Origin of the sequence: Vibrio renipiscarius, assembly GCF_000827885.1 — a bacterium.
Taxonomy (GTDB): domain Bacteria; phylum Pseudomonadota; class Gammaproteobacteria; order Enterobacterales; family Vibrionaceae; genus Vibrio; species Vibrio renipiscarius.
The window spans coordinates 1-15,251 of the sequence record NZ_JTKH01000008.1; the positions used below are offsets into that span (position 1 = coordinate 1).

Genomic DNA, 15,251 nt, shown 5'->3' on the forward strand with positions numbered 1-15,251 from the left:
TCGAATCCGTCCCCCTCCACCATATCTTCTCTGCTTTATTAAAGTATGAGAACAACTTGAATGAATGTGTTGGGAAAACCTCATTTAAGCTTACTTTGCGAAGAGTAAGAAAACACCCTGGAGGGGTTCCCGAGTGGCCAAAGGGAGCAGACTGTAAATCTGCCGGCTCCGCCTTCGATGGTTCGAATCCGTCCCCCTCCACCATATCTTCTCTGCTTTATTAAAGTATGAGAACAACTTGAATGAATGTGTTGGGAAAACCTCATTTAAGCTTGCTTTGCGAAGAGTAAGAAAACACCCTGGAGGGGTTCCCGAGTGGCCAAAGGGAGCAGACTGTAAATCTGCCGGCTCCGCCTTCGATGGTTCGAATCCGTCCCCCTCCACCATCTATTTGAAAAAAGCCAACTCATTGAGTTGGCTTTTTTCATTTCTGCTGTAATTAAAACATCATCTCGTTCAACCACTCACTTCATTCTCATACCGTAACCTGTTCAAATAAAAACGAAATAGGAAATACTGGGTCGTTATTTTTACCCTATTCAAAGCACGCCTCTGAGCTAGAATAGTTTAACCTTAATTACTTGAGTTTCCCTTCGATGACCTACCAAATTGAAGTTTGTATCGATAATTTAGAATCGCTTCATCAAGCGATTGCCGGTGGTGCTGATCGCATCGAGCTTTGCTCATCTCTCGCACTTGGTGGCCTAACACCCAGCTTTGGTTTTATGCAGCGTGCGGCAGCCCTATCTACCATTCCTGTTTACGCCATGATTCGACCACGCCAAGGCGATTTCATTTACGATCAAGATGATATCGATGCGATGCTGCTGGATATCAAAGCGGCGGCTCAAGCAGGATTGCAAGGGGTTGTTTTTGGTGTCTTAACGGCACAAGGTCATATCAATATGCCTCAAGCAGAACGTTTGATGGCCACCGCGACAGAGCACGATTTAGGTGTCACTTTCCATCGCGCGATCGACCAATGTAGCAATATCGAACAAGCCCTTGAACAAATCGCACAGCTCGGTTGTGAACGCATTTTAACGTCTGGTTTAGCACCGAATGTTGAACAAGGCGTATCGGTACTCAAACAGATGGTTGCACAAGCGGATGGTCGTTTCGCTATTATGGCCGGAGCCGGTTTAACCGCTGACAATGTCGTTGCGATTACGGCTCAAACAGGGATCACGCAAGTGCATCTATCCGGAAAGTCCACCCGCCCTAGCTTGATGGAAATAGTCTCTGATGAGGTCAAAATGGGGAATAATGCCATTGATGACTTCATCATTCCCGTTACTGATGGTAACAAGATCGCCGCCGTTGCCCGCACGTTAAACGGATAATTCCATTTTATCGTCGACAAACAGGTGTTAGCATGAGGAGGCACATAAGGAGAGTGGCATGAATAAAGATTTGTTTTACAGTTTAGACTTAAACCTACTGAGAACCTTTCTTGTCCTCTCACAAGAACGCAATATGCGTAAAGCCTCCAAACGCCTGTTTGTTTCACAACCTGCGATCAGCCAAGCACTGCAAAAGCTGCGTCATCACTTTGCTGACGAGTTGTTTGTCAAAGTGCATGGGGGTTTAGAGCCAACCCCTTTTGCTCAAGATCTGGCCGATGCCATTACTCCTCATTTAGATGGCCTTGCCAGTAGCCTTAATCGTAACCAAGCGTTCAATCCATTCAATATCGATATGCCTCTGCGTATCGCCGTTGCCCCTATCGTTCTCACTTGCTTATCAGGCACACTCTTTCAACGGCTACAGAACGTTGCACCAAACTGCAGTATCGAATTAATCAGCTGGAGTAAAACCACCGTTGATGAGATTAAAAATGGTGACGTCTTGTTTGGAATTAACTATGACCATGATCTCCCACAGCATATTTACTCTCGGCAACTCGTTGAGCTGACCTCAAAAGTCATCGTTCGCCAAGATCATCCCGTTAACCTACCCAGTGTTGATGCCCATGATATGCAAGGGTATGACATCGCTTCGATCATCATTCCGGGCTGGAACGACGACTTTAGCCTGGCCGCTGAGGTGATGAGACGTGAGGGCGTTGAAGTCAATGTGAAATTCCGTTCTGAATTTGTCATGGCCGCCGTCGATGTGGTCACTCACAGCGATCTTTTTTTGCCCCACTCCAACCTATTTCCAATTCACAACTTCCCACACTTACGCAGCATGACCGCCCATGTCAAAGGCCAACCATTTCATTACCCTGTTTACGCCTATTACCACAGTAAATATCGTCATAACCCAATGATAAACTGGCTCTATGACCAAGTTCTTCATGTTCTCAATGAACAGATAGCTAATCACTAACGCTTATCACACTCATAAGTTTCAACCATTAGAGCCATGAATAGCTTATCAATATCATAGCCCCTATTCCCACGGCTTCGTTATGGATGGCAAATAAGGAAAGGCTGAATGGTAACTGATAAGGCCCCCTTTTTATGGGCCCACTGTCAGCCCGCTCCCGCGCCTTAAGGCGAAGCACGGTGACCGATTTTTACTGACTTTAGGTTATGACTATGAAAAAAGCGCTCTTCACCCTTACGCTTATGGCTAGCTTTGGATCCTCCGCTTCAGGGCTTCACCTTTCGCCGGAATTAAAATTCGGCCCTTATGTCGGTTCAGGAAATTTAGGCGCAGGCTTACAAGTCGGTATCACCGATGTGCTTGGGCTAGATGCGCTCTATGTCAGTTATAGCCATACCTCTGCCAAGGTTCTCACTGACAAAGATCGACTTAAAACCTATCGTATTGGCGCGCAATATCACTTAACGCAAGCGCCTATGATTGGCTTTCAAGTGGAAATAGGAGGGGTGAAATATGAAGGGAGCCGACACTATATATTCTCGCCAAAAGAGTATCGAGACGGGTCTGGAGTGAGTGCTGCGGGGGCTTGGGTACTGCAAGTCAACGACAGTCTGGGTTTTCGCGCCGGTATCGACATTAATTTTGTTGATAAAAAAGACACTTATTTAAACAGTGACTTCTCGACCACATTCAATACCGGCGTCACGCTGCGTTTTTAACGTAGCGCATCATCAATGCTTTGCTCACCCAAGTGGCGTACATCTTTGCCTTTGACAAAGTAGATGATGTATTCACAGATGTTTTGGCAGCGATCACCGACACGCTCAATCGCGCGAGCTGACCACATCACTTGCAGGATATGAGGAATATTTTTAGGGTCTTCCATCATATAAGTCATCAATTGGCGAACCACCGCTTCATACTCAGCATCCAAGCGGTCATCCAGCTTATATACTGCAGCGGCAGCATCCACATCCATACGGGCAAACGCATCGAGCACTTGATGCAACATATGCACCGCTTGGCGGCATAACGGTTCAAGCGAGACGTGGAATTGGCGCTCTGTTGTCGAAGGGGTTTTCAATGCCCCTTTGGCAATATCCGTCGCGACATCACCAATACGTTCAAGATCCGTAATGGTTTTAATGATCGCCATGATCAAGCGTAAATCTTTGGCTGTCGGCTGACGTTTTGCGATGATGCGCGTACAGGCCTCATCAATCGACACTTCCATTGCGTTGACTTTATGATCGTCACGCACCACCTTCTTCGCCAGTTCCATATCCTCTTTATGCAATGCCTGCATAGCAAAAGAAAGTTGCTGTTCAACCAACCCTCCCATGGTGAGTACATGTGTTCGAATTGATTCTAATTCGACATTAAATTGGCCTGAAATGTGGCGTCCAAAGTTCATTGCTTTCCTTAATATTAAAGCTTAAAAACGGATAACATCATCCGTATCGTCCAGTAATGTAGTCTTCTGTTTGCTTTTTCAATGGGGAAGTGAAAATAGAATCTGTATCTGAGTACTCGATCAACTTTCCCATATGAATAAAGGCGGTATGGTCACTTACGCGCGCCGCCTGCTGCATGTTATGCGTCACGATCACGACCGTATATTTGGTCTTAAGATCGTTGATTAACTCTTCAATCGTCAACGTCGAAATCGGGTCAAGCGCTGAGGTTGGTTCATCTAATAGTAACACTTCTGGTTCAATTGCGATTGAGCGAGCAATCACCAAACGCTGCTGCTGGCCACCTGATAAGCCAAATGCATTTTCATGTAAACGATCTTTCACTTCATCCCATAAAGCCGCCGCGCGTAATGAACGCTCTACCGCATCATCCAGTAAACGGCTCTTTTTGATCCCTTGCAGACGCAGGCCATAGACGACGTTTTCATAAATGGATTTAGGGAACGGATTTGGGCGTTGAAACACCATACCGACACGGCGTCGCAAAGTGGCCACATCCACATCGGATTCGTAAACATTTTTGCCATGCAGCGTCACTCGGCCAGTGACACGACAACCTTCGACCAAGTCATTCATACGGTTAATACAACGCAACAAGGTCGATTTCCCACAACCTGACGGGCCGATAAAGGCCGTCACTTGCCCTTTCGGAATGCGCATGGAAATATCCGTTAAGGCTTGGCTATTTTGATAGAACAGATTGAGATCTTCTATCGCGATCGCCGTTTGCTCATCGGTAAGATTGTTCACATCCATTGGGGTTGGGTAGCCCAATGCTTGATTGACAGAAAACATCGTTAATCTTGTCCTAAGGTTCGGTACTTTTCGCGCAAGTTATTGCGAATACTGATCGCGGTTAAGTTCAACCCGACAATCACGGTCACCAGTAAAAATGAGGTGGCGTACACCAGTGGTCTTGCACTTTCAATATTCGTTGTCTGGAAACCCACGTCGTAGATATGAAAGCCTAAATGCATAAATTTACGCTCTAAATGCAGATAAGGAAACTGGGTATCCACTGGCAAGTTAGAGGCAAACTTTACGGCTCCTACCAACATCAATGGCGCGACTTCACCGGCCGCTCTAGCCACCGCAAGGATCAATCCGGTAATAATCGCAGGGCTTGCCATTGGTAAAACAATGCGCCACATGGTTTCAAATTGTGTCGCGCCCAGCGCCAGTGAGCCATGGCGCACTGAGCTTGGAATACGAGTTAAGCCCTCTTCTGTCGCAACGATCACAACAGGCAAGGTCAATACGGCTAATGTCAAAGCTGACCATAGTAACCCTGGCGTACCAAAGGTTGGCGCTGGCAGTTGCTCTGCATAGAACACATTATCAATCGATGCGCCCACGGTATAAACGAAAAAGCCTAAACCAAATACGCCGTACACAATAGAAGGCACACCGGCGAGGTTAATGACCGCGACACGAATGATGCGAGTAAAAAAAGTGTTTTTAGCGTATTCATTGAGATAAATCGCGGCAATCACACCCAGAGGCATCACGATAACCGACATGATCAAAACCAATAAGACCGTACCAAACATCGCCGGAAAAACACCGCCTTCGGAGTTGGATTCTCGAGGGTCATCGGAAAGAAACTTCCAAGCTTGCTCCCCCCAATGAAGAACCTTAGCCTGCAGAGACATTTGGTTGGGGTACCACATATCTAAAATATGGCTCAATGGGATCAGCACCTGCTGACCGGTCATATCTTTAACCACCAAGCCTTGTTTGGCTAACTTCGCTCGTAAGTCATCCAGCTTGGCTTCCGATTCCGCCAACAGCTGACTAAAGCGGTTCGACTGCGCGACAAAACGATGAATAAACGCTTCATCCTGACCGTCGTTAAGATCGTATTTTCGCTTTTCCAGGCGTAATTCATCCGCTTGAGCACTGATCACGCGAATCTCTTGCGTGACGATATGGTCGATTTCTTCTCGCACCGTGCGGCTGTATCTTAGCGCCCGTTCAAGCTCGGATTGATAATCCGTTAATTGTGAGCCATCCGCTTGCTGATAAGCGACCGGAAAACCATAAAAGTCACCACCACGGATGCGCTCAATCACCGCCCAACCTTTGGGCTTAGAGCGCTTAAGTACATCAATCTCTAAAATAGAAATGAAATCCGCAGGATAGATATCTCGGTTCGCGACTTTAATGCTCAGTCGCTTCACCATGCCTTTCTCTTTCACTTGAGCAGGTAATGGAATGGCCATCTCTTTCAAATGGCTAATCGGAACGTATTCTTCCGCGTACAACTGGCCAATTAAAATTTGTCCCTCTTCCGTTGTCCATTGATACAGGGGGGTCGGCCAAAAATACGATAATCCTTTCCAACCAATAAGTAGCATCAACCCCAGAACAGAGAGCAAACTAATACTCACTGCCCCTCCGGTTAACCAGATCCATGGTGCGCCTGATTTTAGCCACTTAAACACGTATGTTGATTCCTGTAATAACGAGCGTTAATAATAAAGGTGACTCATCAAAACATGAGTCTAATCTCACTTGAGCACATGATGGAAAATACCACCAAATGCACTACAAGGCGCGATACTTCTCGCGTAATCGCTGGCGTACCCATTCGGCTAATGAGTTCACCGCAAAGGTAAAGACCAACAGAATAAGGGCCGCGAGGAAAAGAATGCGGAAGTGAGAACTGCCGACCTCAGACTCGGGCATTTCAACCGCAATACTTGCCGAGAGTGTTCGCATGCCTTCCAAAATATTCCAATCCAAGATCGGCGTATTACCGGTCGCCATCAATACAATCATGGTTTCGCCGACAGCACGGCCTAACCCCATCATAATGGCAGAAAACACACCCGGACTGGCGGTCAGCAAGACCACATAAATCAGGGTCTGCCATGGCGTCGCACCCAATGCGAGAGAACCATCCGAGAGGTGTTTTGGCACCGAAAAGATCGCATCTTCTGCAATCGTAAAAATGGTTGGGATAACGGCAAAGCCCATCGCAAAACCGACCACTAACGCATTACGCTGATCGAAATCAATCCCTTGCTGAGCAAGGAAAGCGCGCACATCCCCGTCAAATAACCACATTTCAATATTGCCACTTTGCTGCAACACTAAAACGGTGATGAGCACGATAAGAGGCATCAATATTGCCGGATGCCATCCTTTCGGCAAACGACGTGTCCAAGGCGAAGGCAATATATGCCAAATAACCCCGATTAAGACGATGGCAATCGGTAACACAAACAGTAATGCCGAGACAGCCGCTAAATGACTTTCGACAATTGGAGCAAACCAAAGGCCAGCCAAAAAGCCAATAATGACTGTCGGTAACGCTTCCATCAATTCAATAGACGGCTTGACCACCCGACGCATTTTCGGCGTCATGAAATACGCGGTATAGATCGCACCAAATACCGCCACGGGCACGGCAAATAACATCGCAAATGCCGCCGCTTTCAACGTTCCGAACGCGATAGGCACAAGGCTGAACTTCGCTTCAAATTCGTCATTCGCTGATGTGGTTTGCCACACATAGGTCGGCTCAGGGTAGCTTTCATACCAAACTTGTTGCCACAGCGACGATAACGAAATTTCAGGGTAAGGGTTATCAATGTGCGCCACACTCAGCTGGCTACCTGACAGCGCCACCATATATTGCTCATTGTTAGACATTCCTGCCATTTGCGGTGCTTTTTGATATGCACGCTCAAACATCACCAACTTTTCACTTGTGGTGTAATGGCTTTGTACTGTGCCATTTTGATAAAAGCTGTAGAAACCTTTACGGAAAGTATCTGGCAATAAAAACTGCAATTCAGAAGCCAGTTTGAATTCACGAATGTAGGTAAGATGACGCGCTTTATTCTCAAGCACATCAAACCATTGAGAGACCAAACCGTCGTGATGAGTCACGAGTAGCGAATAGGCGCCTGACAAAAGATCGATATTGGTTACGGCATGCTTTGCTTTGCCTTGGCTAAGATCAACCACCTCTCGAACCACGAAACGATCGGCCGATTGCTTGGCAATCACCAACTCTGAACCACTGCGTAAATACAGGGTTTTTCCGTCTGGAGTGATGAGCAATTGATCTAGATTTTCCATTGGGGTTGGAAAAACAAAACTGTCCGTACTTTGATCGGCATTTTGCCAACGAACTCGCACACGGTTATCACTGAAATACCCTGCAAGGACTGTGCTTTCAGCGACGGAAAATGTGAACGCTTTGAGCGTAACATCAGGGTAAGTTAAATTTATATTCCCATCGAAGCGATTAATGACCGGTTCAAAAAGTCGACCTTCGCTGGTCATCACATGACTCATTTCAGGCTGAAAAAGTGTGACCTCTCCATTTTCGGCAGCGAAGCCAAACCAACCTTGGGCACGAGGCATTTGTGCAAATAAGCTGTACTGCGACCCAAAATCAATCGATAGTCTCGGCTGCGCATTCGCTTGCAAGATAGACCAGAAATCGATTTTTCCCTGCTGAGAAACCACGAAAGCATGCTCACCATACTCATCAATACCCGCAGCAACAGGGGCTGGCGTCGTGATCATTTGACTGGCAACATTGGGGGTAAGTTTTGCGTCAGAAAAGAGGGGCAATACCATCATCGCCAAATAGACGAAGATAAGCACCAGAGCGGCAAGAACGCCAACACCACCAGCAGAAACAGCAAATCGCACGACGCGATCTTTCACTAGCCGATTTCTGTCTTTCTCTCTTAATGAAAATTCGGCCTTTGCCATTTCAACCTACCTAATAGTGCCCGAGGATATAATATTTCACCAAGGTGACAATTATATTACACGTGAAAATAAACGACTGAAAATAATGAATTATCTTGAAGTTTTTTAGGCATGGCGTCTGACAGCATTACCAACACTTTATTGCTACATTTTGTAATAAATATATCACAAAAATCCCTTATTTTGCCCCTGTCATAGAAAGATAAAGCCAAGGTTTTGGTATCGCATCGTTTGGCGACTCGGCTTTCATTTGGCAATATCCGGACCATCAAAAACGTTATTAATGGCCATTTTTAGAGACACAAAAAGGCGCATAAGCGCCTTTTTTATCCGAATTCATCACCACCAGCCAAACCAATGGCTCTATCGGCTACTCCACCAAACCCACTTTCGCTAATTCTTGCTCTGCGATTTGTGGCGAAATGGCCACATAGCCATCTTTTTCAACCAAGCTTTGCCCCTGTGTCGAGTACATAAAACGAATAAACTCTCGCTCTATCGGCGACAAAGGTTTGTTTGGATGCTTATTCACATAAACATACAAATAACGTGATAGTGGGTACTCACCTGACAAGATATTTTCTCGTGTCGCATCGACGTATTCTTCCCCTTGCTTGGCAATCGGTAAACGTTTAGCGCCCGAGACATTATAACCAACGCCAGAATAGCCAATGGTGTTGATGGCTGAAGCCACTGACTGCACCACCGAGGCGGAACCTGGCTGCTCATTCACCGTGTTACGAAAATCGCCGCCACACAGCGCGTTTTTCTTAAAGTAACCATAAGTGCCTGAAACCGAGTTACGCCCAAACATTTGAATCGCACGATTTGCCCATTGGAACTCAAGCCCAAGTTGTGCCCACGTTTCAATCGGCTCAAGGCCACCACAGCGCATCGTGACGGAAAAAACACTGTCGATCTGGGTGAAGTTAAGACCTTCTATCGGGTTGTCGCGATGGACAAAAATACCAATAGCATCAATGGCCACTCTAAGAGCGGTGGGTTTATACCCATGTTCACGTTCAAACGCTTCAATTTCACGGTTGCGCATCGGTCGGCTCATGGGGCCAAACTGCGCTGTCTGCTCGACCAATGCTGGCGGAGCCGTTGATGAACCTGATGCTTGCACTTGGCCATTCACGCCTGGGTAGAGTTGTTTGAACTCTTCCACCCATAAGGTCGTCATTCCCGCTAGAGTGTCCGATCCCACACTGGTTAACGCACCGCTAATGCCGGGCACTTTATGATATTGTCGTAATTGCTCGGCCGCCAGTAATGGCGTAGCAACACTAAGGAGTGCGGCAACAATAACACCGTTTTTTATGCTTTGACGCCACCCACCCTTTACGCTCATCGCACCACCAATCGAGTTGGAAGAATAAACGAGAACTTACTGCCAACGCCCACTTCACTCCAAATATCCAAGTGTGAATCATGATGTGAAAGCGCATGTTTTACGATAGCTAAGCCAAGGCCACTGCCACCGGTATCGCGTGAACGGGCTTTATCCACTCGATAGAAACGCTCGGTTAAGCGGTGGATATGTTGCGGTTCAATCCCCTCGCCGCTATCTGACACCTCCAAACAAGCGCCTTGCAGCGTCTTAAACCAACGTACATTGACATTGGCTCCAGCTGGAGTGTATTTCACCGCATTGTAGACCAGGTTCGAGATCGCACTGCGTAGCTGGTCTTCATCACCCAGTACCAGGAGCGACTCATCGACATCAAAGCTCAACTGATGATTGTGTTCACCACTTAAACTTAAGGCCTCTTTTTCTAAGACCTCCAACATAGCCGGCACATTAACGACTTCATCTTGTTCATGCATTGGCGCCGCTTCGATTTTTGATAATGTCAGCAGTTGATTGACCAAACTGTTCATTCGATTCAGTTGCTCGGTCATCACTCCATGCGCTTTTGGCCACATCGGTCCAACCAGCATGTCCGGATCTTCAGTCATCTCAAGGTAGCCTTGTAGAACCGTCATCGGTGTGCGTAATTCATGAGAAACGTTAGCAAAGAAGTTACGTCGCATGCCTTCAAGCTGCTTGAGTTGACTCACATCACGAACCACCATCAGATGCTCACCTTCGGTGTAAGGCACGATACGCAGTTCCAACATCCGTTCAACATTGAGCGGTGAACACATTTCAAGTGGTTCGGAGAAGTCTTGCTTATTGAGGTATTTAATAAAATCCGGCGTGCGGATCAAATTTGAAATCGGTTGACCGGAGTCATCAGGCCAGCGAAAGCCTAATAAATGTTGGGCCAGTTTGTTGCACCAAACAATGTTACCTTCACTGCGGAAAACCACCACCGCATCGGGCAGCGATTCTGCACCATTTCGGAATCGACGAATAAGGTTGGTCAACTCTTTGCGCTTTCTGCGCTGACGCTGTTGTAAACGGTAGATACCATTAAACAGGTGTTCCCAGTTGCCCGTTCCAGATGGCGGCGTCAGGCGTTTTTCATCCCATAGCCATGCGGACAGACGCATTTGATTGTGTAAGTGCCATAAAAGCTGCAAAGCCGTCGCTGCAAAAAGCAACCACGGCATGTAGCCAAATATTAAGCCAACGACGATCCAGGGGGTGTAAAAAAAAGCCAGCTCCCAGGCTAGCCTTTTCCATGTTAACTTTTCTACCACTTATTTAAGCCTTCGTTGAGAAGCGATACCCGGCACCACGCACGGTTTGAATAAGCTTATCATGACCATCCATTTCGAGCGCTTTACGCAAACGACGAATATGCACATCAACGGTCCGATCTTCGACATAGACGTTCGTGCCCCAAACATTATTCAATAACTGTTCGCGGCTATAAACGCGCTCTTGATGCGTCATAAAAAAGTGCAGCATCTTAAATTCGGTTGGCCCCATATCCAAAGCTTGGTCATTTGACGTCACACGGTGTGATACGGGATCCAACTTTAACCCCTGCACATCAATCAAATCTTCAAGCGCGGTCGGGGTCACTCGACGAATCACGGCTTTAAGGCGAGCAACCAACTCTTTCGGTGAAAACGGTTTGGTGATGTAATCATCGGCACCCACTTCTAGGCCACGAACTTTATCTTCTTCTTCACCACGTGCGGTCAGCATGACAACCGGAATGTTTCGCGTCAGCTCTTCACGCTTCATATGTTTGATGAAGTTAATCCCGCTGCCGCCAGGTAGCATCCAGTCCAATAGCACGAGATCTGGGAAGGGTTCTGCTAGTTTGGTTACCGCTGTCTCGTAATCTTCAGCTTCGACGGCTTGATAACCTTTTTGTTCAAGAACAAAGCACAGCATTTCGCGGATTGGGGCTTCATCCTCAACTACTAGAATCCTTCTAGACATAATTGAATAACCTTATGGTGTTGGGCGTATTAAAGTTGAGGCGTGACGCCTCTCGATTAATAAACATTATTGCGAGTAATTATGACACTTTTGTGACCTTTGAAAACAAATTTTCATAGAAGCTTCTTGGTCTGACGCTTGAAGTTTAACCAAATCGCGCTAGCTACCGAGATTTTCTTCATCCGATAAGACACAAGCCAAAAAATTCCCTATCATGAGTGACTAAACGTCAACGCCGTCAAAATAGAGAAACATTATGTGGTTTAAAAACTGTCTGGTTTATCGTGTAAACCGTGAAGTCGACTTCAAAGCAGACCAGCTTGAAACGCAATTGGCTGAATTTCGTTTTACCCCATGTGGTAGCCAAGATAAACAAAAGTTTGGCTGGGTTTCGGCGATGGGCCGTCATGGCGACATGATGACGCATCTCTCAGAAGACCGTATTCTAGTTTGTGCGAAAAAAGAAGAGAAAATGCTGCCCGCTTCAGTGATCAAAGACTCATTGAATGCAAAAGTAGATGCTCTTGAAGCGCAAGAAGGTCGTCCTTTGAAAAAGAAAGAAAAGGACAACTTGAAAGATGACATTATTATGGATTTGTTGCCACGCGCCTTTAGCCGTAGCAACTATACGTCGGTACTGATCTTGCCAAAACAAGGCTTCATCCTTGTTGATGCCAGCAGTTACAAAAAAGCAGAAGACGTATTAGCACTATTACGTAAAACCATGGGTAGCTTGCCTGTCGTTCCCGCGATTCCAGAGAAAGCGGTTGAAACGACACTGACCGAATGGGTAAAAACAGGCCAAACGCCAACAGGTATTAGCCTGCTTGATGAAGCCGAATTGAAATCAGTTCTTGAAGAAGGCGGCGTGATTCGCTGTAAAAAACAAGAGTTAACCGCAGATGAAATTCGTAGCCATATCGAAGCGGATAAGATGGTGACGAAACTGGCAATCAATTGGCAAGATCGCATTGAATTTATCCTTGCCGAAGATGGTAGCATCAAACGTCTTAAGTTTTCCGATGAGCTAAGAGATCAAAACGAAGACATTCCGCGTGAAGATCAAGCGGCTCGCTTTGATGCTGATTTCTCACTAATGTGTGGTGAATTAAGCGCATTTTTACCGAACTTATACGACGCGCTGGGCGGTTTACCGCATCCAAATGCTTAATCGTTGCTACTTTTAATTGTTAGAGTAAAGAGATACACCGATGAACGTGAGTTTTGATACTCGTTGGTTAGAAGACTTTCTGACGCTCGCCGAGGTTCGTAATTTTTCTAAAGCAGCAAAATTACGTCACATCACTCAACCCGCTTTCGGACGTCGTATAAAATCTCTTGAGAATACGGTCAGCCAACAATTGATTGACCGTAATTCTAGCCCAATCAAGCTGACGCCAGCAGGCAAGCTATTTCGGCTGACAGCTAAAGCGATGATCCAGCAAATGGAGCATGGTGTCGCTGAGCTGCAAAATAATGCCCAGCCAATGCTTTCGCCAGTCTCAATTGCTAGCCCGCATACCTTATCATCGCCGGCTTTAATTCAATTATTAGACAGTATTCAAGATCAGCAAATTCCCTACTCGGTCGATGTACTACGAGTCGATCTTGGCATTAAAGCGCTTAAAGATGGTCAATGTGATTTCTTTATGGGCTTTGATCATATCGCTTTGCTTCAGCCGCCTTTTCAAAATCAATTACTCGGACATGGTCATTATCTATTAGTCTCCGTTGCAGATAACGGCCAAGCACTGTATTCGCTCGATGATGAGTCAGTCCCTTATCTTCGTTATACTTGTGAGTCTTACTCCGCACGTCTACTTGAGCAGCATTATTCTCTTGTGCCTGATAATTTCGCCCCTATTTTTGAATCTTCTATGTGCCAACTGCATAAAGAAATGGTTTTACTGGGTAAAGGTATCGCTTGGCTTCCCGATTTACTGATTAAGAACGAATTAGATCAAGGCACCATCGTCCCTCTCGACCCACACCAATTTAATATCCCTTTTGCTGTTCGACTTTATCGTTATAACACCAAAATAACCCAAGAAGCCGAACATGTTTGGCAGCTAATCGAAAATAAGTATTCACGACCAAACCCTTTTTGTACTCCTTGGCTAAACGGTGACAGTGCAAAAAACAAAGGCCTATTGGCATAACGATGCCGATTCGGCATAGCAAGTAAAAATTTAGCATTTCACAAAGCAAACGATCACTATACATAATGCGCGCAATCGTTTGCTATCAGATTAATCAGAATGAAAACTCGCTCTCTTACCCAATTTTATCAAGATATTCCCAAGCTTGATTTGCATTACCACTTGTTAGGTGGTGTGAAGCTCAGCACGATGCAGGCTCTTGCAAATAAGTACCAAGTTCCCCTTTCTGAGGAAGATGCAAAATCCTATTACCGCCAATACCAAATCCCTGGCGCGAAAAGAAAAGGGGGAATTGAAGCCCTCACTTTCTTGTACCGAATTATGCGTGAACCCGTTGACTATCAAACGGTCGTAATGGAAGTGGCTGAAGCGGCAAAGGCATCCGGTTTACGTTATATCGAAACCTTTTGGAACCCAAGCGACAGCGCCATTTCCTACGATATATTACACCCGGCACTGGTTGAAGCTGCCGATCTCGCCGAGCAAACGTTTGGGGTCATCATTCGTTATATTCCATCGATCAATCGAGAGACGAGTCCTGAAATTGCTGTCGAAATGATTGAAGAAGTAATCCAGCATCCTCACCCCTACGTGCTTGGCGTCGGCATTGACTATAAAGAACAAAACGCACCGGTTGAGAATTTTTGGAAAACCTATCGCCTTGCTGAACTGAATGGCCTGAAAAAGACAGCGCACTGTTCAGAATTTGGTTTGCATTGGCGAAATGTTGAAACCGGTATTGAATTAATTGGCTGCGACCGAATCGACCATGGCTACTCTATCGTCGACAACCCAGAGCTTATGCACAAATACGCGCTTTCAGGCGTGCCATTTACCGTTATTCCATCAAACACCTACTTTCTAATGCAGTGGCCAAATAACACCGAATGGCAACAAAAACAGCCGATTCGTATGATGGCTAAAGCAGGTCTAAACATCATTCCATGCACTGATGATTGGTACATTCATGATACCGATAGCGCTAACTGCTATCGCGTTATGGTGGAAGAGCTTGGCTTCGATCTCGATGCTATTCGCCAAATGATTGAAAACAGCATTGATGCAGCCTGGGTTTCTGAGCAGCAAAAATTGACCTGGAAAAAAGAGTGGTTAGCTGAGTTTGATCACTTACGCGCCCAACTCATCGAAGAGCCAATGATAGACGCGTCTCTTTACACGCCTTACCAAAAATTGAGTCAATAGGATATT

Annotated in this window: 13 protein-coding genes and 2 tRNA genes; 8 read left to right on the top strand and 7 right to left on the bottom strand. The window is 46.1% G+C overall.

Features of this window, described 5'->3' with window-relative positions; genetic code table 11:
• Positions 1–119: 119 nt before the first annotated feature.
• From OJ16_RS07425 to OJ16_RS07445, 5 genes are all read left to right on the top strand, one after another.
• A tRNA-Tyr gene (locus OJ16_RS07425) sits at positions 120–204 on the top strand.
• Between the two features lie 97 nt (positions 205–301).
• Positions 302–386, top strand: a tRNA-Tyr gene (locus OJ16_RS07430).
• A 210-nt stretch (positions 387–596) separates the two neighbouring features.
• Positions 597–1,343, top strand: a complete 747-nt coding sequence (locus OJ16_RS07435; RefSeq protein WP_040989009.1) for a copper homeostasis protein CutC — start codon at positions 597–599, stop codon at positions 1,341–1,343.
• 58 nt (positions 1,344–1,401) lie between these two features.
• Positions 1,402–2,331, top strand: a complete 930-nt coding sequence (locus OJ16_RS07440) for a LysR family transcriptional regulator (protein WP_040989010.1) — start codon at positions 1,402–1,404, stop codon at positions 2,329–2,331.
• Positions 2,332–2,543: 212 nt separating this feature from the next.
• A complete protein-coding gene (locus OJ16_RS07445) occupies positions 2,544–3,050 on the top strand; it encodes a hypothetical protein (protein WP_040989011.1) in 507 nt (168 codons plus the stop codon).
• Here the strand turns inward: OJ16_RS07445 and phoU are convergent.
• The 7 genes from phoU to phoB all read right to left on the bottom strand — a co-directional run bounded on the left by phoU (position 3,047) and on the right by phoB (position 11,883).
• Positions 3,047–3,745, bottom strand: coding sequence for a phosphate signaling complex protein PhoU (gene phoU / locus OJ16_RS07450; protein WP_040989012.1), 699 nt, complete (start codon positions 3,743–3,745; stop codon positions 3,047–3,049). The two genes, OJ16_RS07445 and phoU, sit on opposite strands and share 4 nt — an antisense overlap.
• Positions 3,746–3,782: 37 nt before the next feature.
• Positions 3,783–4,601 (bottom strand): phosphate ABC transporter ATP-binding protein PstB, encoded by an 819-nt coding sequence (gene pstB, locus OJ16_RS07455; RefSeq protein ID WP_040989013.1) that lies wholly within the window; start codon positions 4,599–4,601, stop codon positions 3,783–3,785.
• A 2-nt stretch (positions 4,602–4,603) separates the two neighbouring features.
• Positions 4,604–6,250: a phosphate ABC transporter permease PstA gene (gene pstA / locus OJ16_RS07460; RefSeq protein ID WP_040989014.1), complete on the bottom strand. Its 1,647-nt coding sequence runs from the start codon at positions 6,248–6,250 to the stop codon at positions 4,604–4,606.
• A gap of 103 nt (positions 6,251–6,353) precedes the next feature.
• A complete protein-coding gene (locus tag OJ16_RS07465; protein ID WP_040989015.1) occupies positions 6,354–8,540 on the bottom strand; it encodes an ABC transporter permease subunit in 2,187 nt (728 codons plus the stop codon).
• A gap of 370 nt (positions 8,541–8,910) precedes the next feature.
• The gene (locus OJ16_RS07470; protein ID WP_052810307.1) at positions 8,911–9,894 is read right to left on the bottom strand and encodes a PstS family phosphate ABC transporter substrate-binding protein; all 984 of its coding nucleotides are present in this window, start codon (positions 9,892–9,894) and stop codon (positions 8,911–8,913) included.
• Positions 9,891–11,189 (bottom strand): phosphate regulon sensor histidine kinase PhoR, encoded by a 1,299-nt coding sequence (gene phoR, locus OJ16_RS07475; RefSeq protein WP_040989016.1) that lies wholly within the window; start codon positions 11,187–11,189, stop codon positions 9,891–9,893. Before phoR ends, OJ16_RS07470 begins: the two co-directional genes overlap by 4 nt.
• Positions 11,190–11,193: 4 nt before the next feature.
• Complete coding sequence (gene phoB, locus OJ16_RS07480) at positions 11,194–11,883, bottom strand: phosphate regulon transcriptional regulator PhoB (protein ID WP_040989017.1); 690 nt, start codon at positions 11,881–11,883, stop codon at positions 11,194–11,196.
• Positions 11,884–12,139: 256 nt separating this feature from the next.
• Between phoB and rdgC the strand changes: the two genes are divergently transcribed.
• The 3 genes from rdgC (at position 12,140) to OJ16_RS07495 (ending at position 15,245) form a co-directional block, all read left to right on the top strand.
• The gene (gene rdgC, locus OJ16_RS07485) at positions 12,140–13,054 is read left to right on the top strand and encodes a recombination-associated protein RdgC (RefSeq protein ID WP_040989018.1); all 915 of its coding nucleotides are present in this window, start codon (positions 12,140–12,142) and stop codon (positions 13,052–13,054) included.
• 40 nt (positions 13,055–13,094) lie between these two features.
• Positions 13,095–14,042, top strand: coding sequence for a LysR family transcriptional regulator (locus tag OJ16_RS07490; protein ID WP_236688404.1), 948 nt, complete (start codon positions 13,095–13,097; stop codon positions 14,040–14,042).
• Positions 14,043–14,141: 99 nt separating this feature from the next.
• Positions 14,142–15,245 (top strand): adenosine deaminase family protein, encoded by a 1,104-nt coding sequence (locus OJ16_RS07495; protein ID WP_040989019.1) that lies wholly within the window; start codon positions 14,142–14,144, stop codon positions 15,243–15,245.
• Positions 15,246–15,251: the final 6 nt, after the last annotated feature.

Bases quoted from the DNA above. Each gene is read 5' to 3' on its own strand.
- phoU (WP_040989012.1), bottom strand. From the start codon at position 3,745: ATGAACTTTGGACGCCACATTTCAGGCCAATTTAATGTCGAATTAGAA.
- OJ16_RS07470 (WP_052810307.1), bottom strand. From the start codon at position 9,894: ATGAGCGTAAAGGGTGGGTGGCGTCAAAGCATAAAAAACGGTGTTATT.
- OJ16_RS07495 (WP_040989019.1), top strand. From the start codon at position 14,142: ATGAAAACTCGCTCTCTTACCCAATTTTATCAAGATATTCCCAAGCTT.
- OJ16_RS07445 (WP_040989011.1), top strand. From the start codon at position 2,544: ATGAAAAAAGCGCTCTTCACCCTTACGCTTATGGCTAGCTTTGGATCC.
- phoB (WP_040989017.1), bottom strand. From the start codon at position 11,883: ATGTCTAGAAGGATTCTAGTAGTTGAGGATGAAGCCCCAATCCGCGAA.
- OJ16_RS07490 (WP_236688404.1), top strand. From the start codon at position 13,095: ATGAACGTGAGTTTTGATACTCGTTGGTTAGAAGACTTTCTGACGCTC.
- pstB (WP_040989013.1), bottom strand. From the start codon at position 4,601: ATGTTTTCTGTCAATCAAGCATTGGGCTACCCAACCCCAATGGATGTG.
- OJ16_RS07440 (WP_040989010.1), top strand. From the start codon at position 1,402: ATGAATAAAGATTTGTTTTACAGTTTAGACTTAAACCTACTGAGAACC.
- rdgC (WP_040989018.1), top strand. From the start codon at position 12,140: ATGTGGTTTAAAAACTGTCTGGTTTATCGTGTAAACCGTGAAGTCGAC.
- OJ16_RS07435 (WP_040989009.1), top strand. From the start codon at position 597: ATGACCTACCAAATTGAAGTTTGTATCGATAATTTAGAATCGCTTCAT.
- OJ16_RS07465 (WP_040989015.1), bottom strand. From the start codon at position 8,540: ATGGCAAAGGCCGAATTTTCATTAAGAGAGAAAGACAGAAATCGGCTA.